This is a genomic window from Pseudomonas sp. IPO3774 (genome assembly GCF_013386835.1).
Classification (GTDB): domain Bacteria; phylum Pseudomonadota; class Gammaproteobacteria; order Pseudomonadales; family Pseudomonadaceae; genus Aquipseudomonas.
This window is the reverse complement of sequence record NZ_JACAQY010000057.1, coordinates 18,827-40,124: the sequence shown is the minus strand read 5'-3', so window position 1 is coordinate 40,124 and position 21,298 is coordinate 18,827. Positions and strand designations below refer to the sequence as shown.

Sequence of the window (21,298 nt, the reverse complement as noted above, 5' to 3'; positions counted from 1 at the left end):
GCCCGCACCCGTCAGTTCATTCAGTCTTTCTGATCGCGCAACACATTGCCCGACTCACCATCGATGCGGAACTCATAGACCACGCCATCGGCCTTGCGCCCCTCACCTTCCCAATAGCCATCGTTATCGGCTTCGATCTTGTAGATCTGGACGTAACCAGCCTTGGTCTTGGCGGTCTCGATGGCTTTCTCAATGGTGATCCAGCCTGCGCCCGGTTTGTCCGCCAGGGCGGCTCCAGCACTGAGCAAGGCGGTGGTTGCGACAACGGCGGCTAAGGTTTTCTTAAGCATTTTCGTGCTCCATTAGGGAATGAGTGTTACCTGTCCTGAATTTTTTAGGGCCCTGCAGACGAGAATTAGTTCCAATTGATGTGCATTCGCCATGATGGCTGTTCTCGCCGTCCTGCTGTGGAGGTTAGAATGTCGGAAATCAGGATGAGTTAATGACAGATAAGTCCCTATCAGAAGCCGAATACGACGCCATCACCGATGCCGCTGCGCACTGGTGCATGCGTCTGCACGCCGGCGATTGCACGACGGCGGAGCGTCAGGCCTTCGAACAGTGGCACGATGCGCATCCACTGCATGCCTTCGAATACGCCGCGATGCTGGAAATCTGGGACGTTGCCGATCACTTGCCCCGCAGCGAGCCGGCCCCCGTCGTGGCGCGACGACAACCTCGCAGCCGTTTGAGGAACTACGCGGTAGCGGCGGCGATATGCCTGGTGGCCTTGCCACTGGCGGCCTTTACCGGCTGGGAAGCAGGCTGGCTGCCCAGCTCGTACAACCATTACGAAGCTGAAAACAGCTTGCGCCAGGTCACCCTTGACGACGGCAGCCAGGTTGAACTTAACCTGGGCACCGAACTGGTCTACAGCAATTTCAAGGATCAGCGCCGGGTTACCCTGAAAAAAGGCGAGGCGTTTTTCAAGGTCAGCCATGACGCGCAACATCCGTTTATCGTCCACGCCGGGGACGGCCAGGTTCGAGTGACCGGCACTCAGTTCAATGTCTGGAAATACGAAGACCATGTGCGGGTCATGCTGCTGCAAGGCTCGGTGCTGGTGAGCAGCGACGACGCCCACAGCGGCCTGCGCCTGTCACCCGGGATGCAGGCCAGCTACAACCGTGGCGATGCCAGCCCCCAGGCCCAGCCAATTGCCCCGGGCGACACCGCCCTGGCCTGGCGTGAAGGCAAGCTGATCCTCGACAACCTGGCCCTGGCCGACGCGTTGCCGCTGATCAATCGCTACCTGAGCAAACCCGTGATGCTGGCCGACGCCGGCACCGGCGCGATCCGCATTGGTGGCATCTACAACATCAACGAGGTGTCCAACCTCGTCCCCTCCCTGCCCAAGGTCCTGCCGGTCTACCTGACCCAGAACCAGGACGGCAACCCTGTACTCAATTCGATTCCGCGCAAAACCCCAAAGAGCTGAGCCAGGGTCATGGCCCTGCGCCCTCCTCCCGGATGCTGCCTGCGTCAAATCGTCCATTTTTGAAACACTTGCACCGGCTGAGCTGACAGCCGGCTGCGGAGTGCCGGGTTTACGGCGCGCAGTGTTTCATCCCTGAGACACCTGCCAGGCGGGCTGGACAAAGGCCCGCTGTCTCACAGTTGAAACACATCCACTGTGCATTCTATCCCCCGCGCTCATAACCCCATGAATGTCATCCCAAATTCAAAAGCGGCACAGCTCCTGCTCTCTTCCTGACAGCGCTGTTTAGGGTCAGCGCCAAGAATAAGGAATGCCGTCGTGAAGACACTTAATCCAGGCTCATTGAGCCTTCTGCTGATCAGCTGTGTACTGAGTACCAGCGTGAGCCTCCCGGTGCTCGCGGCAGGCGACGGTGTGATCGTGATTCAGCGCACCGTCCAGGGCCACATGGCTGGCCGCACCGCTGGCGTCGACCCCAACCCGGTCACCGTCAATGCCAATTCTTCTCCACAGATCCTGCGGGCCACCAGCGAGCTGAGCGACAACGACTACGCCAACATCAGCAGCGGCTCCAGCATCACTCGCGCCATCCTGCCCGGCGGCAACCTTCCCGGCTTGACCAACAACGGGGGTGGCGTAGGCCTCGGTGGCGGCGCAGCGGCCGGCCATGGTGGCGGCTCCAGCCTCTCGGGGCAGATCAATGGCTCAATCTCCCGCGGCATGGCGCCTTTGAACAATATCGGCAGCCTGATGGGAGGCCAGTGAGATGAACCATTCCTGGTTGTTCCTGGCGATCCTGGGCTGCTCGGCGGCCATGGCTGACAACAGCGCAGTGATCGACAACTCCGGCAAGCAATACAACGGCATCGTCTCGATCAACCAGGCGGCCGGCAATCAGCAACAACAGCTCAACAGCCGCGCGATTTCGGCGGGCAGCAACTCCCAGGCGGGCGGCGCCCTCAGCCAGACCATCGGCGGCGCACCGGCCGATCGCTCCCAGAACGCCAGGGTGGCGATCCAGGGCAGCTCTTTCAGCAATGGCAGCGGTGTACTGGGCGTCAACCAGTCGGCCGGGGCCAGCAACCAGATGATCAATGCGGTGCGGATCAGCGTGAATGCTGGCCCGCAAAGCATCGACGACAGCGTCATGTCGCAACAGAACGTGGCGCTGTCACCAAACTCAGGGTTCACCTCTACCACTGGCAGCCGCCAGGTCGTCACAAGCGACCAGGCCTTCACCGGCAGCCGTGGAGTGGTACAGGTGAATCAGAGTGCCGGGGTGGGGAACCGCATGGCTAACGCCCTGAACGTACAGATCCAATGATTCATTGGAGCTCGAAGCTGGACCGTACCAACACTTAACCAACTAATTAGAAGCAAGGGGAAATACCATGAAAACTACAATGGCTCTTAAACCACTGGCCTTCGCTCTCGCTGCAATCATGGCTGCCGCCGCACATGCCAACCCACCTACTCATCAGCCTACCGCTGCAGTAGCCGCCGTTTCCGATGCGCAATCGAGCAACCACAATGGCGTGCTCAACCTGGGCACCCAGAACAACGCGTCGGCCAACAACTCGTTGAACGGCAGCAGCGGCAACGCCCAGGCCAACATCGCAGCCGGTGATGGCAACCAACAAGACAACCAGACCGCCATTGCGGCCGGTGATGCAGATGCCGTGTTTGCCCAAGCTACCATTACCCAAGACAACCGCAACAACGTCTCGGTGCAAGTGGCTACCCACAACAACGCTTCGCTCAACAACTCGGCCAACGGCAGCTCCGGCAACCTGGGTGTGAGCGTTGCCGCGGGTAACTTCAACCAACAGAAAAACCAACTGGCAATTGCTTCTGCCAGTGGTGCCGCCGCCGCTGCCTCGAGCAACACTACTCAAACCAGCGTCGACAACACCTTCCTCAATACCGTGGCCACTCAGTCTGGCCCATGGGGCAGCCACACTTACCTGCCTGTCGTGAACAACGCCAGCGCCAACAACTCGCTTAATGGCTCTTCGGGCAACCTGGGCGCCAACATTGCTGCAGGCGTGGGCAATCAACAGGGCAACACCACTGTGATTTCCTCCGGCGTACGTTTCTGATGCAACGGGGCCTTGGCAACAAGGCCCCTTTTTATTCCAGTGTCCACCAGGCCATTCGATCATGCGGATCATCGCCCTCACCCTCCTGTTATTGCTCACCGGCCCGACTTGGGCGGGGCAAATGGCGATTGCTGCCATGCCCGGCGGTGGCGTGATCTTCAAGAAGGTCGAGAGCATCCGTGAACGCAAGTTCGCCAACCTGGTGGAACAGAAAACCGATTTCAGCTGCGGTGCCGCCGCCCTGGCCACCATCCTGCGCCAGGCCTACTGGATGGATGTGGATGAAGACCACATCATCAAGGGCATGCTGGTCAACGCCGATCAGGACCTGGTGCGTACCCAGGGCTTTTCGATGTTGGACATGAAGCGCTACCTGGAAAGCATCGGGATGCGCGCCCGGGGTTACCGGATCAATGCAGACACCCTGCTCACGGTGAAGATCCCGGTGGTGGTGTTGCTGGAGATTCGCGGCTACAAGCACTTCGTGGTGATGCAGCGCGCCGACAAGGACTGGGTGTACATCGGCGACCCGGTACTGGGCCATAAACGCTATGCCCGCGACGACTTCGTCAAAGGCTGGAATGGCATCGTCTTCGCGGTATTGGGCGAAGGTTATGACAAGACCAACGTGCTGCTCGACCCGCCCACCCCACTGACGGCGAAAAACAGAATCAATGAGTTCAGTCCGGTGCGGGACAGTGAATTGATGGACTTCGGTTTTATCCAGAGCGACTTCTTCTAGAAGCGCAATAAGGGGCAGGACGCTCCAGGAGCAAACGATGAACACTTACCGTTGGCTGACGGTCATGTGCCTGGCAGCCTCAATGCCCGCTTATGCGTCATCGGTGTTCAAACCGATTGAAATAAAGGACTCGGAACTGGCTGACCTGCGTGGTCGCTACGTGATGCCGGGGCGGATCATCAGTTTTGGCATCGTGATGAGCAGCACCTGGACCAATGCCGCCGGCGACAGCGTGACCGGCTCGGCCAGCATGAACGTCAACGCGTCGACCGTCACCCCGCAGTTTTATGTGCAGGTAACCGACAGCCCCACCAAAGTCTCGCCCAACCAGCCGAATGGCACCGGCACGGTGGTCGGTGGTGCCGGCCTGGGCAGCGGCCAGGGCGTGACCCAAAGCGTGCGCGCCGCCGGCGATGGCAACACCGCCAGCAATAACGTGAATATCAATGTGAACCAGAATGGCTTGTCGCCGGCCAATGTCGTCCAGTCCGGACAAGCCCTGGTGGCTGGCCAGTCGGTCACCGGCAGCACGGGTGCCGGCCAGGTCACGGTGTCGGCCGCCAATGGCGGGCTGCAAATGGCGATCCTGGCCAACAACAATCAGGGCAATTCGTTGCAGCAGATCGGCGCCGGGAATGTCCTGCAAGGCACGGTTTTGCAGGGTAACAGCAACTTCGTCAGCAACATGACCCAACTCAATGTGGTGCTGGGCAACAACGGTTTGAACAATTTGGGGCAGAACCTCAACCTGAATCAACTCAGGGGCCTACGCCCTAACGGTTATTGAACTACGCTGTGCCTCGACACTTGCGCATTAGAAAGGGACGGCTTATTCCATGCATCGATCGCTATCGTTACGTGCCGTAATTTGTTTAAGCACGCTCCTGCCCGCATCCATGTTGTATGCCGCGCCGGACACCGACATAGACACATTGAAAAAGGAATTGCTGGAGCTCAAGCAACGCTACGAAGTGCAGCAAAAAGCACTGGCGGTGCTGGAGCAACGGGTACGCCAGGTGGAAGAACAACCGGTGGCGCCGCCGCCCAAACGCCTGGCCAAATCCCCGGCAGACTTCCAGAAAGGCGGCACCACAGTGGCCGGCAACACGCCGGGAGTCGGCGCGGCTGCGGCCTCGGGCGGTGCAGCCGGTGGCGCGTCCTACGGCCAGTCCCTCAAGGATGATTCGGCCCCGGCGCAGAGCGTGAGCAACTTGTATAACGAGGCCAGCGGGTTCTTTGGCAACGGCAAGTTCAGCTTTGAAACCGGCGTCACCTATTCCCGCTACGATGCCCGCCAGTTGACCCTCAACGGCTTCCTGGCGCTGGACTCGATCTTTCTCGGCAACATCAACCTGGACCGGATCAAGTCGGATAACTGGACCGTCGACCTCACGGGCCGCTACAACCTCGACAACCGCTGGCAGTTCGATATAAACGTGCCGGTGGTTTACCGCGAGTCGACCTATCAGTCCGGTGGTGCCAACGGTGGCAGCGGCACCGCGACCTCGGAACAATCGGTCACGCGTGACCCGACTATCGGCGACGTCAACTTCGGGATTGCCTACAAATTCCTCGACGAGAGCGTCAACCTGCCGGATGCCGTGGTGTCGGTGCGGGTCAAGGCACCCACCGGCGAAGATCCGTTTGGGATCAAGCTGGTCCAGTCATCCAGCAACACCAACCTCTTCGTGCCGGAAAGCCTGCCCACCGGCAACGGTGTGTGGTCGATCACGCCGGGTATCTCGCTGGTCAAGACCTTCGACCCGGCGGTATTGTTCGGCTCGCTGTCGTACACCCACAACTTCGAAGACTCGTTCAGCGATATCAGCTCCCAGGTCGGCCAGAAGACCCCGGGGAAAGTGCAGTTGGGCGACAGCTTCCAGATCGGCGCTGGCGTGGCGTTTGCGCTGAACGAGAAGATGAGTATGTCGTTCTCGGTGTCCGACCTGGTGCAACGCAAGAGCAAGCTCAAGCCGGATGGCGGCGACTGGCAGTCAGTGGTTTCCAGCGATGCCAACGCGGGTTACTTCAACGTGGGCATGACGATTGCGGCAAGCGACAACCTGACCATCGTGCCGAACCTGGCCATCGGGATCACACCGGATGCGCCGTCGTTCAGCTTCAGCCTGAAGTTCCCGTATTATTTTTAAGGCATGACAACGGGAAAAGCCCCGCAACGATAAGGGTCGTTGCGGGGCTTTTCGGTTTACCCGCCCTAGCGGATCTGGTGTTTGTGCAGCAACCGGTAGAACGTCGGCCGGGAAACCCCCAGCACACGCGCCGCGACACTCAGGTTGTCGCTGTGCCGGTTGAGCACATCGCACAGTGCCTGGCGTTCGGCACGGTGCTTGTAATCCTCCAGTGTAGCCATCGGCAGCGCGATTGCCTGCTGGCTCTGCAATCCCAGATCAACGGCTTCGATTTGCCGCCCTTCCGCCAGTACCAGGCCCCGCCGCACGCGGTTGGCCAACTCGCGCACATTGCCCGGCCAACCGTGCTCGCCCATGGCCACCAGTGCGTCTTCACTGAAGCTGCGGGGACGGCGGCCGGTTTCCTGGCTGTAGAAGTGTGAAAAATGGTTGGCCAGCATCGCCACGTCACCGTGGCGCTCGCGCAACGGCGCGGTGACCACTTGCAGGACGTTGAGCCGGTAATACAAGTCTTCGCGAAAAGTGCCCTTTGCCACCGCGGCTTCCAGGTCGACGTGGGTGGCCGCCAACACGCGTACATCCACCGCAATCGGCTGGCTGCCGCCGACTCGCTCGATCTGTTTTTCCTGGAGAAAACGCAGCAGGTTGGCTTGCAGCTCCATGGGCAAGTCGCCGATCTCATCGAGAAACAAGGTGCCGCCGTGCGCCGCCTCGATCCGCCCCACCTTGCGCTGATGGGCGCCGGTGAAGGCGCCCTTCTCATGGCCGAACAGTTCGGACTGGATCAGGTGTTCGGGAATCGCCCCGCAATTGATCGCCACAAACGGCTTGGCATGGCGCTGGGATTGGCGATGCAAGGTACGCGCGACCAATTCCTTGCCGGTGCCGCTGTCGCCACGGATCAACACCGGGGATTCAGTGGGCGCCAGCTTGGCGAGCAGCTTGCGCAATTCCCGGATCGGACGGCTGTCCCCCAGCAACTCGTGTTCCGGCTGGCCCGCAGGCGCGTTGTTGCCCTTGCCCCGCAGGCGCGCCATGCCGAAGGCGCGGCCCAGGGTGACCTGCACCCGTGACACATCAAACGGCAAGGTATGGAAGTCGAAGAACCACTCACAGACAAAATCGCCGACATTCTGCAGGCGCAGCACTTCCTGGTTAAGCACCGCAATCCACTCGGTGCCGCTGCGGCTGATCAGTTCCTTGACCGCTTCGGGTCGCTCCAGGTGAAACGGCTGCAGGCGCAACAAACCAACGTCACAGGAGCGCTCACCCACCGACTCGAGGGCGCAGCTGTCCACGTCCCACCCCGCTGCGCGCAAACCGGGCAATAGCCGATGGCAGTCATCACAGGGATCGACCACAAGCAGGCGGCGCGGGGCAGGTGTAACAATCATGACTATTCCTTGGCGTCAAAATCGTTAAAGTTATTTAAAAACAACTATTTGCAAAGTCTGCTGGTAACCCTAGCAAGATCTTGACGCACCCTTTGTACCGATTCGCTATAAGTCGCGAACGAACCGGGTCTTTTATGTCAGTCGGGTGCGGTCAATTGCCGCGGCGTAACTTTCATGAGGCTTTCAAAATAGCCCCTTACATGACTTTAATCAGGGAAAGTTAAAAAATCTTCTTCTAACATGTGACCCACACCCGGTGATCGTGCATCAGTACAAGTAACCAGTCGTTAGGCACGCCCAACCAACGGCTTCCACTTGAATGGGCATTTAGAGAGAAGACCCCATGAACGCCCCGCTCCGCATCAACGAAGCTCTTTTGATCGCAGACCGTGCTTTCCAGCCCTTTCAATGTGTGGCCTGGCACGACGGCAACGGCGCCCTGAGCCTGAGCGTCATCGACCGCACCAATACCCGTATCGGTAGCAAGCAGCTGTCTTCCAGCACTTATACCGACCCGGCACAGCTCGAGAACTTGCTGTTGCAGGCCCGTGCCGAACTCGACAAAGATGGCTACCAGTTGCAATCCTGGGCAATGCCCAAGTAACTGAAGCGTGCGTGAGACGGCACCCGAAAGTGTGCCGCCCGGCTGCGCAGTATATTGACCCACACTAACTCAAGTGGACAGTCAGCCATGCAAGTTGCAACTTTGCATAGCTGACTACTTATTAGTGTGGTTACCGATCAATAGGCCGAGAGAATAAACCGCTCGATGGCTTCCGCCGCACCGTCATCGACATTGCTGCCGGTCACGACGCTGGCCTGGCGCTTGACCACCTCTTCTGCCTGGCCCATGGCAATCGACAACCCCGCCACATGAAACATCGCCGGGTCATTGCCGCCATCACCGATGGCTGCGGTCTGTTGCAGTGGCACACCGAGGTGCGCCGCAAGGGTTCTCAATGCTTCACCCTTGTTGGCCTTCATGGCGGTGACATCCAGGAACACCGGCTGCGAACGCGACACCTGGGCCAATCCCTCGACCCTGGGCTGCAACTGCGCCTCAAGCTCCATCAGCAGCTGGGTATTGGTACTGGCCGCAACAATCTTGTCGACCCGATCCAGATACGGCTCGAAGCTCTCCACCACAATCGCCCCATAGCCCAGGCCGTGCTCCTCGCGAACCGCCATCGGTCCGCCGGGATCGCGACGCAGCCAGTCGCCGTCGGCAAACAGCCAGACTTCAACGTCCGGCTGCGGCGTAAACAAGGCCAACGCCACCAGCGCCGCTTCTGCCGGCAAGTGATGCGCCACCAGAATACTGCCGTCGGGATTGACCAGCGTGCCGCCGTTGAAGCCGGCAATCGGCACATCGATGCCCAGCGCTTCGACCTGCTGACGCATGGCCTTGGGCGGTCGCCCGCTGGCCAGGCTGAAAAACACCCCGGCCGCGCGCAAGGCGCGAACCGTATCAATGGTGCGCTGGCTGAGGCTGTGATCCGGATGCAGCAACGTGCCATCCATATCACTCAACACAAAACGGATGGGTTGACTCGGCAAGTCACTCATCCGAGGCTGTGCCAGGTACGGCCATCGCGGGCCAGCAACGCATCAGCCGCCGCCGGGCCGTCCTCACCCGCCTTGTAGGCCTGGATGCCGTCATCCTGCTTCCACGCATCGAGAAAAGGCTGCACCGCACGCCAGCCGTTCTCGATGTTGTCGGCGCGCTGGAACAAGGTCTGGTCGCCGGTCATGCAGTCGTAGATCAGGGTTTCGTAACCTGTCGACGGCTGCATCTCGAAGAAGTCCTTGTAGGCAAACCCCAGTTCCACGTTGGCCATGTCCAGGGTCGGCCCGGGCTTTTTCGCCAGCAGGTCGAACCACATGCCTTCATTCGGCTGGATCTGGATCTTCAGGTACGTCGGCTTGAGTTCATCGACCTCGGTATCACGGAACTGCGCGTAAGGCGCCGGCTTGAAGCAGATGATGATCTCGGTGTCGCGGATGCTCATGCGCTTGCCGGTGCGCAGGTAAAACGGCACGCCCACCCAACGCCAGTTGTCGATCAACACCTTGAGGGCAACGAAGGTCTCGGTGCTGCTGTCGGGCGCAACGTTGGCCTCTTCGCGGTAACCCGGCAGCTGCTTGCCGCCGACTTCACCCGAGGTGTACTGGCCACGCACCGAGTTGGCCCGTGCGTCTTCCAGCGACCAGGGCCGGATGGCCCCGATCACCTTGGCCTTCTCGCCCCGCACTGCGTCGGCGCCAAAGGCAGCCGGCGGTTCCATGGCGACCATCGCCAGCAACTGGAACAGGTGATTGGGCACCATGTCCCGCAGGGTGCCGGTGTGTTCGAAGAAACTGCCACGGGTTTCCACGCCGACGGTTTCGGCGGCGGTGATTTGTACGTGGTCAATGTAGTGGTTGTTCCAGAACGCCTCGAACAGCACATTGGAAAAACGGCTGATGAGGATGTTCTGGACGGTTTCCTTGCCCAGGTAATGGTCGATGCGGTAGATCTGCTTTTCGCTCATCACCTTGAGCAGGCAGGCGTTCAGCGCTTCGGCGGTGGCGAGGTCGGAGCCGAACGGCTTTTCGATCACCACCCGGCGGAACGCCTCCGGGGTTTCTTCCAGCAAGCCGGCCGCGCCGAGGCGCTGCACCACTTCGGCGAAGAAACGCGGCGCAGTGGCGAGGTAAAACACCGCATTGCCAGTACCGCTGTCGGCAATCTTCTTGCCGATATCGGCGTAGGTGCCGTCATCGAGGAAATCACCCTCGACGTAGCTGATGCCTTGGGCCAACTGTTCCCACAATGCAGGGTCCAGGGCGTTCTCGGCATTGCCCTTGACCTTGCTGGCGGCCTCGGTGCGAATGAAGTCCTCGAGCTTCTTGGCGAAATCGGCGTCGCTGATGGCGTTGTGATCAACGCCGACAATGCGCAAGCCATCGCCCAGCAGCCCATCGCGGCTGAGGTTGTACAGCGCCGGCATGAGCAGGCGCTTGACCAGGTCACCGTGGGCACCAAACAGAAACAGTGTGGTGGGCGGAGCGGGTTCGGCCTTGGGTTTCTTGCCGTTGGCGGTCATTTTTTGGGAGTCTCCACATGGCCGCCAAAGCCGAAGCGCATGGCAGAAAGCATTTTGTCACCGTAGGTACTTTGCTGGCGGGACCGGAAGCGCGCGAACAGCGAGTTCGACAGCACCGGAACCGGCACCGATTGTTCCATGGCGGCCTCGATGGTCCAGCGGCCTTCGCCACTGTCGGCGACCGAGCCGGAATACCCGTCGAGCTTCGGATCGGTGGCCAGGGCGTCGGCGGTCAGGTCCAGCAGCCAGGACGACACCACGCTGCCGCGGCGCCAGACTTCGGCGATATCGGCAACATTCAGGTCGAAGCGCTGGTCTTGCGGCAGGTTCTCCGAATTCTTGGTCTTGAGGATGTCGAAACCTTCGGCGAAGGCCTGCATCATCCCGTACTCGATGCCGTTGTGGATCATCTTGACGAAGTGCCCGGAACCGGCAGGCCCTGCGTGGATATAGCCGCGCTCGGCACGGCTGTCCGCTGCGGCGGAACGGTCCTTGGTACGCGGGATGGTGCCCAGGCCCGGTGCCAGGCTTTCGAAGATCGGGTCCAGCAGCTTAACGGTCTCGGCGTCGCCGCCGATCATCATGCAGTAGCCGCGCTCCAGGCCCCAGACGCCGCCGGAGGTGCCGACGTCGACATAGTGCAGGCCTTTTTCCGACAGGGCCTTGGCCCGACGGATGTCATCCTTATAGAAGGTGTTGCCGCCGTCGATGATCACATCACCGTCTTCAAGCAGTTGGCTCAGTTCTTCAATGGTGTTCTCGGTCGGGTCGCCTGCCGGCAGCATCACCCAGATCGCCCGGGGCTTTTGCAGCCCGGCCACCAGGCCTGCCAGGTCAGCAACGCCCGTGGCGCCCTCACCTGCCAGACCTTTTACGAATGCTTCATTGCGGTCGTAAACCACGGTGGTATGCCCATTGAGCATCAGGCGCCGCGCAATGTTGCCACCCATGCGGCCTAGTCCAATAATCCCCAGTTGCATGTGCTGATGCTCCTTACTACGAATAAATGTGTGTCACAGTTTATAGCGCAATGAGGCTAATGAGGGTTAGTCCAGAGCGGATTGGCATAGTTTCATGACAAAAAGTGGCCATCCTTTCGCCTTCAGTGGGTTAAAAGTCACAACGACCATCAAAAATAAAAAAGTTCCCTTCATTAAAAAAAGAATTCAGAATTGCCCCGACTGTTGCCGAGAGCCTCGATTCAAGCGCTCTGGCACCGCGATAGACCGGCTATTTGCGAGGTAAGCAATGAGCACTGCACACATGACCCGTCCGCCACAGACCCTCTACGTCACCATTCGCCGCGATGAATTGCGCCAGTTGAAAAACGAGCGCGACCAACTGCAGCAGGAAGTCATGCGTTTGCGTTCGCACCTGCAGGGCCAGCTCAATCAGCCGTCCGGCACCCAGCCCGCACTTTGCTGAACGTGGGCTGAACGAACCGTTCAGGAATAACTCACGAAGTTTTCACATCCCCCTCCCGATACTCCCGCCGAATAGGGCCGCGCTACGTGCGCAGGCCCTCTGTTTGCGTGCATCCCTGCGCGTTGACACTGAAATTATCGGGTTGGAGCGCTGGATGGCGATGTTCAAACGCAGCACTACGTCTGCGAAAGGTTTTGATTGGGCCGGCCTCGGCTGGATGTTTCTGTTCTTCTGGTATTTCTCGGGCATTACCCAACTGCTGATCCAACTGACCGGCACCTCCGGCTTCAGTGGTTTCCGCCAGGCATTCTTCATGAGCGCCCTGTGGCTGGCGCCGATGCTGTTGTTCCCGCGTCGCGCGCGCCTGGTGGCGGGGTTGATTGGCGTGGTGCTGTGGGCCTGTTCCATGGCCAGCCTGGGTTATTTCTTCATCTACCAGCAGGAATTCTCTCAAAGCGTCATCTTCATCATGTTCGAGTCGAACATCTCTGAAGCCGGCGAATACGCCACCCAATACTTTGCCTGGTGGATCGTGCTGGCGTTCATTGCCCACACCGCCATGGCCGTTTTCCTGTGGACCCGCGTACGCCCGGTTTACCTGCCACGTGGCCAGGCCATGCTGGCGGCTGCCGCAATCGTGATTGCCATCGTCGGCTACCCGCTGGTCAAGCAGATCGCCAAGAGCGAGACCATGGAACTGGCCATCGACCGCTTCGAAACCCGTATCGAGCCGGCAGTGCCATGGCAGATGATCGTCGCCTACCGCCGCTACACCGAACAACTGGATAACATGCAAGGCATGCTGACCAGCGCCAGCAAGATCCCGCCCCTGACCAACCTCAAGGACAGCATGGCCGGCCAGCCGTCGACCCTGGTGCTGGTGATCGGCGAGTCCACCAACCGCCAGCGCATGAGCCTGTATGGCTACCCGCGCAACACCACGCCGGAACTGGACAAGCTGCGGGACCAACTGGCGGTGTTCGACAACGTCATTACCCCGCGCCCGTACACCATCGAGGCGCTGCAACAGGTGCTGACCTTCGCCGACGAAGAAAACCCGGACCTGTACCTCAAGACCCCGTCCATCGTCAGCGTGATGAAGCAGGCCGGCTACAAGACCTTCTGGATCACCAACCAGCAGACCATGACCAAGCGCAACACCATGCTCACGACCTTCTCCGAACAGGCCGACGAGCAGGTGTACCTGAACAACAACCGCAACCAGAATGCGCGCCAGTATGACGGCGACGTGCTGGAGCCGTTTGCCAAGGCTATGTCCGACACCGCCGAACGCAAATTCATCGTGGTGCACCTGCTGGGTACCCACATGAGCTACCAGTACCGCTACCCGCCGACCTTCGACAAGTTCACCGACCGCCAGGGCGTGCCTGAGGGGGTCAGCGACGCACAGTTGCCGACCTACAACAGCTACGACAATGCGGTGCTTTACAACGATTTCGTGGTGTCGAGCCTGATCAAGGACTACGCCAAGACCGATCCGAACGGTTTCCTGCTGTACCTTTCCGACCACGGCGAAGACGTGTTCGATTCGGCCGGCCACAACACCCTGGGCCGCAACGAAGGCAAGCCGACGGCACCGATGTACACCATTCCGTTCATGGCCTACGCATCACCCAAGTGGCGTGAAAGCCATGACTGGAGTTTTGCCGGTGACTTGCAGCGCCCTTACACCAGCTCGCAGCTGATCCATACCTGGGCCGACATGGCCGGGTTGAGCTTCGACGAACTGGACCACAGCAAGAGCCTGGTCAGTGACAGCTTCAAGCCTCGGCCACGGATGATTGGCGACCCGTATGCACGCCAGCAAAAACCGCTGATTGATTTCAGCCTGATCAAGCCCAAGCCAGACGCCGCCAACGTGGTCGTCAAGTAGCTTGAATCGCCCGGGTTTCATCCGCGCAATGCGGTGAAACCCGATTTGACTGCAACGCAAAGATAATAATTATTCTCGTTTAGCGCTAAAGTTCCCCGCCTCCTTTCGTCTTTGAGCCAATGGCATTTTTCATAGACGACAAGGAGTTCGCCGCGATGTTCGCGCCTATTACCCGTTCCATGACCTTGACCCTGGGCCTCTTCAGCGTGGTGCTGAGCCCGGACCTGCTGGCCGAAAACGACCCCGACCAGGAATCCCAAGCGCCGGCCAAAGCCCTGGAACTGGGCAGCACCAGCATCACCGCCGAAGGCCTTGGCGCCAACACCGAACACACCGGTGCCTACACCACAGGCTCAATGGGCACCGCCACCCGGTTGAACCTGTCCATCAAGGAAACCCCGCAGTCAGTCTCGGTGATCACCCGCCAGCAGATGGACGACTTCAACCTCAACACCCTGACCGAAGTGATGCGCCAGACCACCGGCGTGGTGGTGCAGCACCTGGACTCCGACCGGGTCGGCTATTCCTCGCGCGGCTACGGCATCACCAACTTCCAGATTGACGGCATGCTCAACACCTTCGGCCGCATGAAGTCCGATGCCGACACCATCATCTACGACCGGGTCGAAGTGGTCCGCGGCGCCACCGGCCTGACCACCGGCGCCGGCGACCCCTCGGCCACGGTCAATATGGTGCGCAAACGTCCGACCGCACAGTGGCAGGCCAAGACAGGCGTCAGTGGCGGCTCCCACGACAATTACTACAGCTACCTGGACGTTGGCGGCCCCCTGGCGTTTGATGGGCGCCTGCGCGGCCGCACGGTGCTTGCCTACCGGGACAGCCAGTCCTACCGCGACAACTACGCGCTGCAACGGGAAGTCGGCTACGGCATCCTCGAAGGCGACCTGACCGACGACACGGTGCTGGCGGTGGGCTTCGATTACCAGAACAAGCATGTGCAGGGCACCGCGTGGGGCACCTTGCCCTACTGGAACAGCGACGGCAGCAAAGCCAGGCTGCCCCGCTCCGCCAACATCGCGGCCCACTGGAGTTCCTGGCCGCTGAAAGATGAAACCACCTTCGCTACCCTCGACCACCGCCTGGCGGGTGACTGGCACCTGAAGGCCGCCTATACCCACCGTGAAAGCGACACCGACGGCAAGGTCTATTACGGCGGCTCAGGCTTCCCGAATGCCGACCGCAGCGGCATGACCGCCTGGACCAGCCACATGCTCGGCACCTCGAAAATGGACGTGGTCGACTTGAACCTGTCCGGGTCCTATGCCCTGCTGGGTCGTGAGCACGAATTGATGGTGGGTTACGGCGAGTCCGAGCAGCGTGACGCTTCGCCACACCTGCGCAGCGGTACGGTGCCGAAGGACTACACCAGCATCGACGATTGGAAACACATGGGCGGGATCGGCAAATTCCCCGACACCAACACCGGCCTCAAGGGCGAACAAGGCAGCACCCGCCAAAAGGCCGGCTACCTGGCCACCCGCCTGAGCCTGACCGATCGCCTGCATGCGGTATTGGGCAGCCGCTACGGCAGCTGGGAGATCGAGAGCACCACCTACAACTACAACAGGGACACTGACCAGTTCCTCGGTACGTCAAAATCCAGCCAGACCCACAACGACATGTGGACACCCTACGCCGGCCTGCTCTACGACCTGACCCCGGAGTACACCGTCTACGCCAGCTACACCGATATCTTCAACCCGCAGGAAGAACGCACCGCCGGCAAGCAATACCTGGAGCCAGTGGTAGGCAGCAACTATGAAGTGGGCATCAAGGGCAGCCTGCTGGACGAGCGCCTGAACCTGGCGGCCGCGTACTTCTGGAGCAAACAGGACAACGTCGCGGAACTGGACAGTTTGACCCCACCGGATCCGGAGACCGGTGAGCAGTTCTTCACATCCGGCGGCAAAGGCAACAAGGTTCAGGGTTTCGAGGTAGAGGTGTCCGGAGAGGTGCGCCCCGACTGGAACCTGACCGCCGGATACACCTACACCCACTCCCTGAACGGTGACAAGCAGCGCAATAACACCCACCTGCCGCTGAACCTGCTGCGCGTGTCCACGGCCTACCGCCTGCCCGGCGAATGGCACGCGCTGACGGTCGGCGGCGCGGTGAATTGGCAAAGCGACTTCTACGACTTCGCCTATCGCCCGGTTGGCCGGGACACCAATGGAGCCCTGATCAGGGAGCGCACCCGGATCACCCAGCAGGCCTATACCGTGGTCAACCTGATGTCGCGCTATGAGTTCGATGACCACTTGTCGGCGTCACTTAATATCAACAACCTATTTGATAAAAAATATTACGAGCGCGTCGGCTTCTATAACGGCGTGTATTGGGGAGACCCGCGCTCTATCAGCGTTGCACTGGACTGGAAGCTCTGAATTCATCGCTGCTAAAGATTGGAAGTTAACGAAATCGTTAACTTTCGGTCAGCGCGAGGTTAACCCTTACTTAATATCATTGGCCCACAGTCTCCCCATCCCGCCGCTGATGACAACGCGCGGACCCAACACACTTACTGAGACACTGCCATGAAATTTTCGACTGTTATCCTTGCCGGCCTGATGACCATGACTTCCGTAGCCGCCTTTGCAGAAGGCGGCTCAGAGCGTTCGAAGGAGTTCTACAACAACTTCACCTTCGTTCAGCAACAGACTCACGGTGCTGCCCAGCAAACCGCAATGGCTGACGGCAAGACCGAAAAGCCGGCAACGGCCGACCAAACTACCAACACACCGAACAGCTGATTTACCCGCAATACCTGTGCTATTCCGCTCTGATAGCCAAGGTCAATTTGGCGCCACTTCCTGGCGCCTTTTTTTTGCCTTTAATTAAATAAACATTAATTAAAGCGGCTTGCTCCAGAACAACATCCGGCCATGTTGCGGATCAAATACCGAATCATCAAACCCAAACTTTCGATACGCCGACTGCGCCACGGCGTTGCCTTCAAGCACCTCGAGGGTGATCTTGCAGCAACCGCGCTGGCGAGCAATTTCCTCGACCTTTTGCAGCATCTTCTGACTCAGCCCCAGGCCACGGAATTGATCCATCACCACCACGTCGTGCACGTTGACCAGCGGGCGGCAGGCAAAGGTGGAAAACCCTTCAAAGCAGTTCACCAGGCCGGCCGGCGTACCGCCGACAAAGGCCAGCACACTGAACGCGTGGGCACGCTTGGCCAGCTCTGCCGGCAGTTGCTGCAAGCGGTCGGCCGGCAGGCTGTGGCCACCGCCCATGGGGTCTTCGGCGTAATGATTGAGCACCAGGCCAATGGCCTCGGCGTGTACCGGATTGGTGTAGCTGGCTTGCAGCACCAGGATGTCTGCGCTGTCCATTTCCTTCCTCGTTGACGGTGCGACAGGGACTCGGTCCCCATAAAAGGGCTCGATTGTAAGCGTGGTGCAGGCATTAGATGAAGGAGATTAACTACATTTGCCCGCGTGAAAGCGCGCCAGGCTCGCCAAACCGTGCCAGTTGCATCTCCTGCAGGCGGCTCAGGGTGCGGCGGAATGGAAACTCCAGGTAACCCTCGGTGTAGAGGCTTTCCAGCGGCACCCGGGCCTCGATGTACAGCGGCACCTTGCGGTCGTAGCACTCGTCCACCAGCGCGATGAAACGCCGGACGCTGTCGTCATGCACCGACAGTTCCGGCAGTTCCCGGTCCCCGGCGTCCACCCGTTCGGCAGCGTCTTCGGTGCCACGGGCGATTCGTCCCGGGCGCTTTTGCGCGCTGAGGTTGGGCACCTCGCCGAGCAAAATGGCCTTGAACCGATCACACAGCAGCATGAAATCCATCGCCGCCAACGGCTGTTCACACAGGTCGGCGTAGCGACACCACAGCACGGTTTCACTGGACTGCACTGCCGAGATGGAGCGGTAGCCGACCGCAACCGGGTCGCTGCTCACTGCCTGCCCGGCGCTTAACTGGCGAAACACCTCGGCCAACGCGTCGGGCTGATCGACCCAGTAACGCTGCAGTGCGGTGCCCGGGTGCAGCCGATGATCTTCCCCGCCATCGACTGCCACCACCCGCATATGCTGTTTGATCGCTTCGATTCCCGGCAGGAAACGATCCCGGTTGAAACCGTCGGCGTACAGCTGGTCCGGTGGCTGGTTGGACGTGCAGACCATCACCACGCCTTCCTCGAACATCACCTGGAACAGCCGGCCGAGGATGATGGCGTCACCAATGTCGTTGACAAACAACTCATCGAAACACAGCACCCGCACTTCCCGGCTCAGTTCGCGGGCCAGGGCCTGCAAGGGATCGTGGGTGCCCGTGAGCTGGAATGAACGCTGGTGCACCCAGCCCATGAAGTGATGAAAATGCTGGCGCCGCGCTGGCACTCCCAGGCTTTGGTAGAACTGGTCCATCAGCCAGGTCTTGCCCCGGCCGACCGGGCCCCACAGGTACACCCCGGTGATGGGCCCATGGCCGTGGTGCAAGGCCTGATGGCAGTCCTGCAGGGCTTGCACCGCCTCGCGCTGGGCGTCGTCGGGGACAAAACCCTGTTCGGTGATGGCGTGCTGATAGGCGGCAAGTGGCGAGTCGAAAGTCATGCCCGGCAGTATGCCATGACGGCTACAGGGAAATATCCAATCGGGCAATCTTGCCGTGTTCATTGAGGCGGAAGGTATAGCGCAGCTCCAGCGGGCTGCCGGGAAAGCTGCCGGTGATCAGGTTGCTGACCAGCACCTTGCCCGTGCGGTGCTGCACATTCAGCACCTGGACCCTGGGCTGGTAACGACGCCCGGTGTCTTCCATCCAGCGGGCGATGGCGGCTGTACCTACCCGGTGCTCGCCTTCGTCGAACACGTTGGCATCTTCGGCGAAACAGTCGGCCACCAGCGAGGTGTCGCCAGCATTCGCCGCGGCAATGTAGGTTGCAATCGCCGGGGCCAGTTCAGGGGTGGGTTGGGACATGGTGACAGCTCCTTTTTAGTGATTTATGGAGCCATCCTAAAGCAGCGTTGTGTCAGTTCTTGTCAGGAGTGAACGGCCCGGATTCGTTCTGTTCCATCAGCTTGCGCCAGCCCCGCAACCAGTCGCTGCGGCGGCCAGGATAACGTTCACCTTGCAGGCGCGCGGCGGCCACTCGGTCGGTGCGGAAGGTGCGATAGGCCCCACGCAATTCACACCACGCGACGATCACCCGCACTTCGTTGAGAAAGCCCAGGGCCAGGGGCCAGATCAGGCGCTGGCTGGCGGTCTGGCTGGCATCGGCGTAGTCGATGTGCAGCTTGGCCTGGCCGCGAATGGCCTCGCGGAACACATTCAACGGCACGCGGTTTTCCGGGTAGCCGAAGCCTGGCGGGCCCGGCAGCACCGTCGGATTGCGCAAGGCTTCCTGGGCAGCCGGGTCAAGCACGTCGGCGATCTTTGCAAGCGCATTGGCCGCCGCCTGGCTCAGTACGTCATCACCGCGCTGGTCGACATACCGCAAGCCCAGCACGATGGCTTCGGTCTCGTCGGCATTGAGCATCAGCGGCGGCAGGAACAGGCCCGCACGCAGCACATAGCCCACGCCCGCCTCGCCGTAGATCGGTGCGCCCAACGCGGTCAGTTCGGCGATATCGCGGTACAGCGTGCGCTCGGAAATCTCCAGTTCTGCCGCCAGCACGGCGGCCGTCACCGGGCGCTTTTTGCCCCGCAGGACTTGCAACAAGGTCAACAGACGACTGGTACGCGACACGTTGATCATGCTCGAAAAAGAAAGGTGGTGCAGCTTAGCAGAGGCCTCCGTCAGAAAGTGTCAGGAGCAGGCACCCTTCCCTTCAGCCGCCAAAAAAGCCCCTTGACGAAATATATGACTAGCATCATATTTAATAGATGTTGCGAAACATTTAAACCAACCACAGCGTCAGGAGTTTCGGTATGCGCAATAAAGTCTTTGGCCGTCGCAGCGGCCTGCGGGTTTCAGAGCTGGCCCTGGGTACCGCCAATTTCGGCACAGGCTGGGGCCACGGCGCCGAGCGCGACGAGTCCAAGCGAATCTACGACGGCTATCTGGAGGCCGGCGGAAACTTCCTCGATACCGCCAACGGCTACCAGTTCGGCCAATCGGAAGTGCTGCTCGGCGAGTTCATTGCCTCGGAACGCGACCGCTTGGTGATCGCCAGCAAATACACCCTGCGCACCCAGCCTCAAGACGAAGGCACCCTCAAGCTTGGCAACAACCGCAAGAACATGGTGCGCGCCGTCGAAGAAAGCCTGAAACGCTTGAACACCGACCACATCGACCTGTTCTGGGCGCATATCAGCGACAACGTCACGCCGATGGAAGAGATCCTGCGGGGTTTTGATGACCTGGTGCGTGCCGGCAAGATCCACTACGCCGGGCTGTCCAACTTCCCCGCCTGGCGCATTGCCCGCGCCGACCTGCTCGCTGAAGTGCGCGGCTTTGCACCGCTGGTAGCGATCCAGACCGAATACAGCCTGGCCGAACGCACCGCTGACCGCGAGCTGCTGCCCATGGCCGAGGCCCTGGGCCTGGCCGCGACTTTATGGTCACCGCTGGGGGGTGGTTTTCTGACCGGGAAGTACCGCAACAGCCAGGACGATACCCGCGCCAGCAAGCTGGGGATTTTGGTCCACGCTGAAAAAAGCGCACGGGAAACGGCAGTGCTCGACACCCTGCTGGCGGTTGCCGGTGAACTGGACGCCACGCCGACTCACATCGCCATCGCCTGGCTGCGGGAAAAGGCCCGTCGTTCTACCACCGCGCTGATCCCGATCCTGGGGCCGCGTACCCGCGAACAACTGGACGGCACCCTGGGTGCGTTGAGTGTGCAACTCTCGGCTGAGCAAGTGGCCCGCCTGGATGCTGCCAGCGCGATACCGCTGGGCGTGCCCCACGAGATGATCGCGGAACGCTTCCCACGTTATACGGACGATGATGCACAAGACCTGCGCTGGCCGCCGGTTATCTAAGACCCGTTGTGGCGAGGGAGCTTGCTCCCGCTGGGCTGCGTAGCGGCCCCAAAATCTTGGGAGCGCTGCGCACTCCAGCGGGAGCAAGCTCCCTCGCCACAGATGCAGTACT

The 21,298-nt window shown here is 60.4% G+C and carries 22 protein-coding genes; 13 read left to right on the top strand and 9 right to left on the bottom strand.

Annotated features, from left to right (window positions below):
- Positions 1-20 precede the first annotated feature (20 nt).
- Positions 21-290: a PepSY domain-containing protein gene (locus HYE77_RS26685; protein WP_003217951.1), complete on the bottom strand. Its 270-nt coding sequence runs from the start codon at positions 288-290 to the stop codon at positions 21-23.
- 152 nt (positions 291-442) lie between these two features.
- Between HYE77_RS26685 and HYE77_RS26680 the strand changes: the two genes are divergently transcribed.
- From HYE77_RS26680 to HYE77_RS26650, 7 genes are all read left to right on the top strand, one after another.
- Positions 443-1,438 carry a FecR family protein gene (locus tag HYE77_RS26680; protein WP_087694374.1) on the top strand — a complete coding sequence of 332 codons (996 nt, stop codon included), beginning with the start codon at positions 443-445 and terminating at the stop codon, positions 1,436-1,438.
- Positions 1,439-1,756: 318 nt separating this feature from the next.
- On the top strand, positions 1,757-2,203 hold the full coding sequence (locus HYE77_RS26675) for a hypothetical protein (protein ID WP_003217947.1): 447 nt from the start codon (positions 1,757-1,759) through the stop codon (positions 2,201-2,203).
- Between the two features lies 1 nt (position 2,204).
- Complete coding sequence (locus HYE77_RS26670) at positions 2,205-2,762, top strand: hypothetical protein (protein ID WP_003217945.1); 558 nt, start codon at positions 2,205-2,207, stop codon at positions 2,760-2,762.
- A 79-nt stretch (positions 2,763-2,841) separates the two neighbouring features.
- Complete coding sequence (locus HYE77_RS26665; RefSeq protein WP_008432027.1) at positions 2,842-3,537, top strand: hypothetical protein; 696 nt, start codon at positions 2,842-2,844, stop codon at positions 3,535-3,537.
- A gap of 61 nt (positions 3,538-3,598) precedes the next feature.
- Positions 3,599-4,279 (top strand): C39 family peptidase, encoded by a 681-nt coding sequence (locus HYE77_RS26660; protein ID WP_003217941.1) that lies wholly within the window; start codon positions 3,599-3,601, stop codon positions 4,277-4,279.
- Positions 4,280-4,316: 37 nt separating this feature from the next.
- Positions 4,317-5,066 (top strand): hypothetical protein, encoded by a 750-nt coding sequence (locus tag HYE77_RS26655; RefSeq protein WP_003217939.1) that lies wholly within the window; start codon positions 4,317-4,319, stop codon positions 5,064-5,066.
- A 49-nt stretch (positions 5,067-5,115) separates the two neighbouring features.
- Entirely contained in the window at positions 5,116-6,429 is a 1,314-nt protein-coding gene (locus tag HYE77_RS26650) for an autotransporter domain-containing protein (protein ID WP_043224814.1), read from the top strand.
- A gap of 65 nt (positions 6,430-6,494) precedes the next feature.
- On the opposite strand, the gene HYE77_RS26645 is transcribed toward HYE77_RS26650, so the two are convergent.
- The gene (locus tag HYE77_RS26645) at positions 6,495-7,823 is read right to left on the bottom strand and encodes a sigma-54 dependent transcriptional regulator (protein ID WP_003217935.1); all 1,329 of its coding nucleotides are present in this window, start codon (positions 7,821-7,823) and stop codon (positions 6,495-6,497) included.
- 343 nt (positions 7,824-8,166) lie between these two features.
- Here HYE77_RS26645 and HYE77_RS26640 point away from each other — a divergent pair, with 343 nt between their 5' ends.
- On the top strand, positions 8,167-8,427 hold the full coding sequence (locus tag HYE77_RS26640) for a hypothetical protein (RefSeq protein ID WP_003217933.1): 261 nt from the start codon (positions 8,167-8,169) through the stop codon (positions 8,425-8,427).
- Between the two features lie 137 nt (positions 8,428-8,564).
- Here HYE77_RS26640 and HYE77_RS26635 read toward each other — a convergent pair whose 3' ends face one another.
- The 3 genes from HYE77_RS26635 to gnd are packed head-to-tail and all read right to left on the bottom strand — an operon-like array spanning position 8,565 to position 11,913.
- Positions 8,565-9,389, bottom strand: coding sequence for an HAD family hydrolase (locus HYE77_RS26635; RefSeq protein ID WP_003217930.1), 825 nt, complete (start codon positions 9,387-9,389; stop codon positions 8,565-8,567).
- Positions 9,386-10,909, bottom strand: a complete 1,524-nt coding sequence (zwf, locus tag HYE77_RS26630) for a glucose-6-phosphate dehydrogenase (RefSeq protein WP_087694371.1) — start codon at positions 10,907-10,909, stop codon at positions 9,386-9,388. The genes HYE77_RS26635 and zwf overlap by 4 nt, the downstream gene beginning before the upstream one ends.
- Positions 10,906-11,913 (bottom strand): phosphogluconate dehydrogenase (NAD(+)-dependent, decarboxylating), encoded by a 1,008-nt coding sequence (gene gnd / locus HYE77_RS26625; protein ID WP_256579633.1) that lies wholly within the window; start codon positions 11,911-11,913, stop codon positions 10,906-10,908. Before gnd ends, zwf begins: the two co-directional genes overlap by 4 nt.
- Positions 11,914-12,157: 244 nt before the next feature.
- Here gnd and HYE77_RS26620 point away from each other — a divergent pair, with 244 nt between their 5' ends.
- The 4 genes from HYE77_RS26620 to HYE77_RS26605 all read left to right on the top strand — a co-directional run bounded on the left by HYE77_RS26620 (position 12,158) and on the right by HYE77_RS26605 (position 16,999).
- On the top strand, positions 12,158-12,334 hold the full coding sequence (locus tag HYE77_RS26620; protein ID WP_023658901.1) for a DUF6026 family protein: 177 nt from the start codon (positions 12,158-12,160) through the stop codon (positions 12,332-12,334).
- 154 nt (positions 12,335-12,488) lie between these two features.
- Entirely contained in the window at positions 12,489-14,228 is a 1,740-nt protein-coding gene (locus tag HYE77_RS26615) for a phosphoethanolamine transferase CptA (protein WP_008432015.1), read from the top strand.
- A 155-nt stretch (positions 14,229-14,383) separates the two neighbouring features.
- Positions 14,384-16,633: a TonB-dependent siderophore receptor gene (locus tag HYE77_RS26610; RefSeq protein WP_177069874.1), complete on the top strand. Its 2,250-nt coding sequence runs from the start codon at positions 14,384-14,386 to the stop codon at positions 16,631-16,633.
- 150 nt (positions 16,634-16,783) lie between these two features.
- Positions 16,784-16,999 (top strand): hypothetical protein, encoded by a 216-nt coding sequence (locus tag HYE77_RS26605; RefSeq protein ID WP_087694368.1) that lies wholly within the window; start codon positions 16,784-16,786, stop codon positions 16,997-16,999.
- 99 nt (positions 17,000-17,098) lie between these two features.
- On the opposite strand, the gene HYE77_RS26600 is transcribed toward HYE77_RS26605, so the two are convergent.
- From HYE77_RS26600 to HYE77_RS26585, 4 genes are all read right to left on the bottom strand, one after another.
- Positions 17,099-17,590, bottom strand: coding sequence for a GNAT family N-acetyltransferase (locus tag HYE77_RS26600; RefSeq protein WP_008432012.1), 492 nt, complete (start codon positions 17,588-17,590; stop codon positions 17,099-17,101).
- A gap of 91 nt (positions 17,591-17,681) precedes the next feature.
- Positions 17,682-18,815 (bottom strand): cell division protein ZapE, encoded by a 1,134-nt coding sequence (gene zapE, locus HYE77_RS26595; protein ID WP_177069872.1) that lies wholly within the window; start codon positions 18,813-18,815, stop codon positions 17,682-17,684.
- Positions 18,816-18,837: 22 nt separating this feature from the next.
- Entirely contained in the window at positions 18,838-19,179 is a 342-nt protein-coding gene (locus HYE77_RS26590) for a nuclear transport factor 2 family protein (RefSeq protein ID WP_008432007.1), read from the bottom strand.
- 52 nt (positions 19,180-19,231) lie between these two features.
- Positions 19,232-19,948 (bottom strand): YafY family protein, encoded by a 717-nt coding sequence (locus HYE77_RS26585; RefSeq protein ID WP_032898885.1) that lies wholly within the window; start codon positions 19,946-19,948, stop codon positions 19,232-19,234.
- Positions 19,949-20,130: 182 nt separating this feature from the next.
- Between HYE77_RS26585 and HYE77_RS26580 the strand changes: the two genes are divergently transcribed.
- Positions 20,131-21,186: an aldo/keto reductase gene (locus HYE77_RS26580; RefSeq protein WP_008432003.1), complete on the top strand. Its 1,056-nt coding sequence runs from the start codon at positions 20,131-20,133 to the stop codon at positions 21,184-21,186.
- Positions 21,187-21,298: the final 112 nt, after the last annotated feature.

Bases quoted from the DNA above. Each gene is read 5' to 3' on its own strand.
- HYE77_RS26685 (WP_003217951.1), bottom strand. From the start codon at position 290: ATGCTTAAGAAAACCTTAGCCGCCGTTGTCGCAACCACCGCCTTGCTC.
- HYE77_RS26680 (WP_087694374.1), top strand. From the start codon at position 443: ATGACAGATAAGTCCCTATCAGAAGCCGAATACGACGCCATCACCGAT.
- HYE77_RS26670 (WP_003217945.1), top strand. From the start codon at position 2,205: ATGAACCATTCCTGGTTGTTCCTGGCGATCCTGGGCTGCTCGGCGGCC.
- HYE77_RS26665 (WP_008432027.1), top strand. From the start codon at position 2,842: ATGGCTCTTAAACCACTGGCCTTCGCTCTCGCTGCAATCATGGCTGCC.
- HYE77_RS26660 (WP_003217941.1), top strand. From the start codon at position 3,599: ATGCGGATCATCGCCCTCACCCTCCTGTTATTGCTCACCGGCCCGACT.
- HYE77_RS26655 (WP_003217939.1), top strand. From the start codon at position 4,317: ATGAACACTTACCGTTGGCTGACGGTCATGTGCCTGGCAGCCTCAATG.
- HYE77_RS26650 (WP_043224814.1), top strand. From the start codon at position 5,116: ATGCATCGATCGCTATCGTTACGTGCCGTAATTTGTTTAAGCACGCTC.
- HYE77_RS26645 (WP_003217935.1), bottom strand. From the start codon at position 7,823: ATGATTGTTACACCTGCCCCGCGCCGCCTGCTTGTGGTCGATCCCTGT.
- HYE77_RS26640 (WP_003217933.1), top strand. From the start codon at position 8,167: ATGAACGCCCCGCTCCGCATCAACGAAGCTCTTTTGATCGCAGACCGT.
- HYE77_RS26635 (WP_003217930.1), bottom strand. From the start codon at position 9,389: ATGAGTGACTTGCCGAGTCAACCCATCCGTTTTGTGTTGAGTGATATG.
- zwf (WP_087694371.1), bottom strand. From the start codon at position 10,909: ATGACCGCCAACGGCAAGAAACCCAAGGCCGAACCCGCTCCGCCCACC.
- HYE77_RS26620 (WP_023658901.1), top strand. From the start codon at position 12,158: ATGAGCACTGCACACATGACCCGTCCGCCACAGACCCTCTACGTCACC.
- HYE77_RS26615 (WP_008432015.1), top strand. From the start codon at position 12,489: ATGGCGATGTTCAAACGCAGCACTACGTCTGCGAAAGGTTTTGATTGG.
- HYE77_RS26610 (WP_177069874.1), top strand. From the start codon at position 14,384: ATGTTCGCGCCTATTACCCGTTCCATGACCTTGACCCTGGGCCTCTTC.
- HYE77_RS26605 (WP_087694368.1), top strand. From the start codon at position 16,784: ATGAAATTTTCGACTGTTATCCTTGCCGGCCTGATGACCATGACTTCC.
- HYE77_RS26600 (WP_008432012.1), bottom strand. From the start codon at position 17,590: ATGGACAGCGCAGACATCCTGGTGCTGCAAGCCAGCTACACCAATCCG.
- zapE (WP_177069872.1), bottom strand. From the start codon at position 18,815: ATGACTTTCGACTCGCCACTTGCCGCCTATCAGCACGCCATCACCGAA.
- HYE77_RS26590 (WP_008432007.1), bottom strand. From the start codon at position 19,179: ATGTCCCAACCCACCCCTGAACTGGCCCCGGCGATTGCAACCTACATT.
- HYE77_RS26580 (WP_008432003.1), top strand. From the start codon at position 20,131: ATGCGCAATAAAGTCTTTGGCCGTCGCAGCGGCCTGCGGGTTTCAGAG.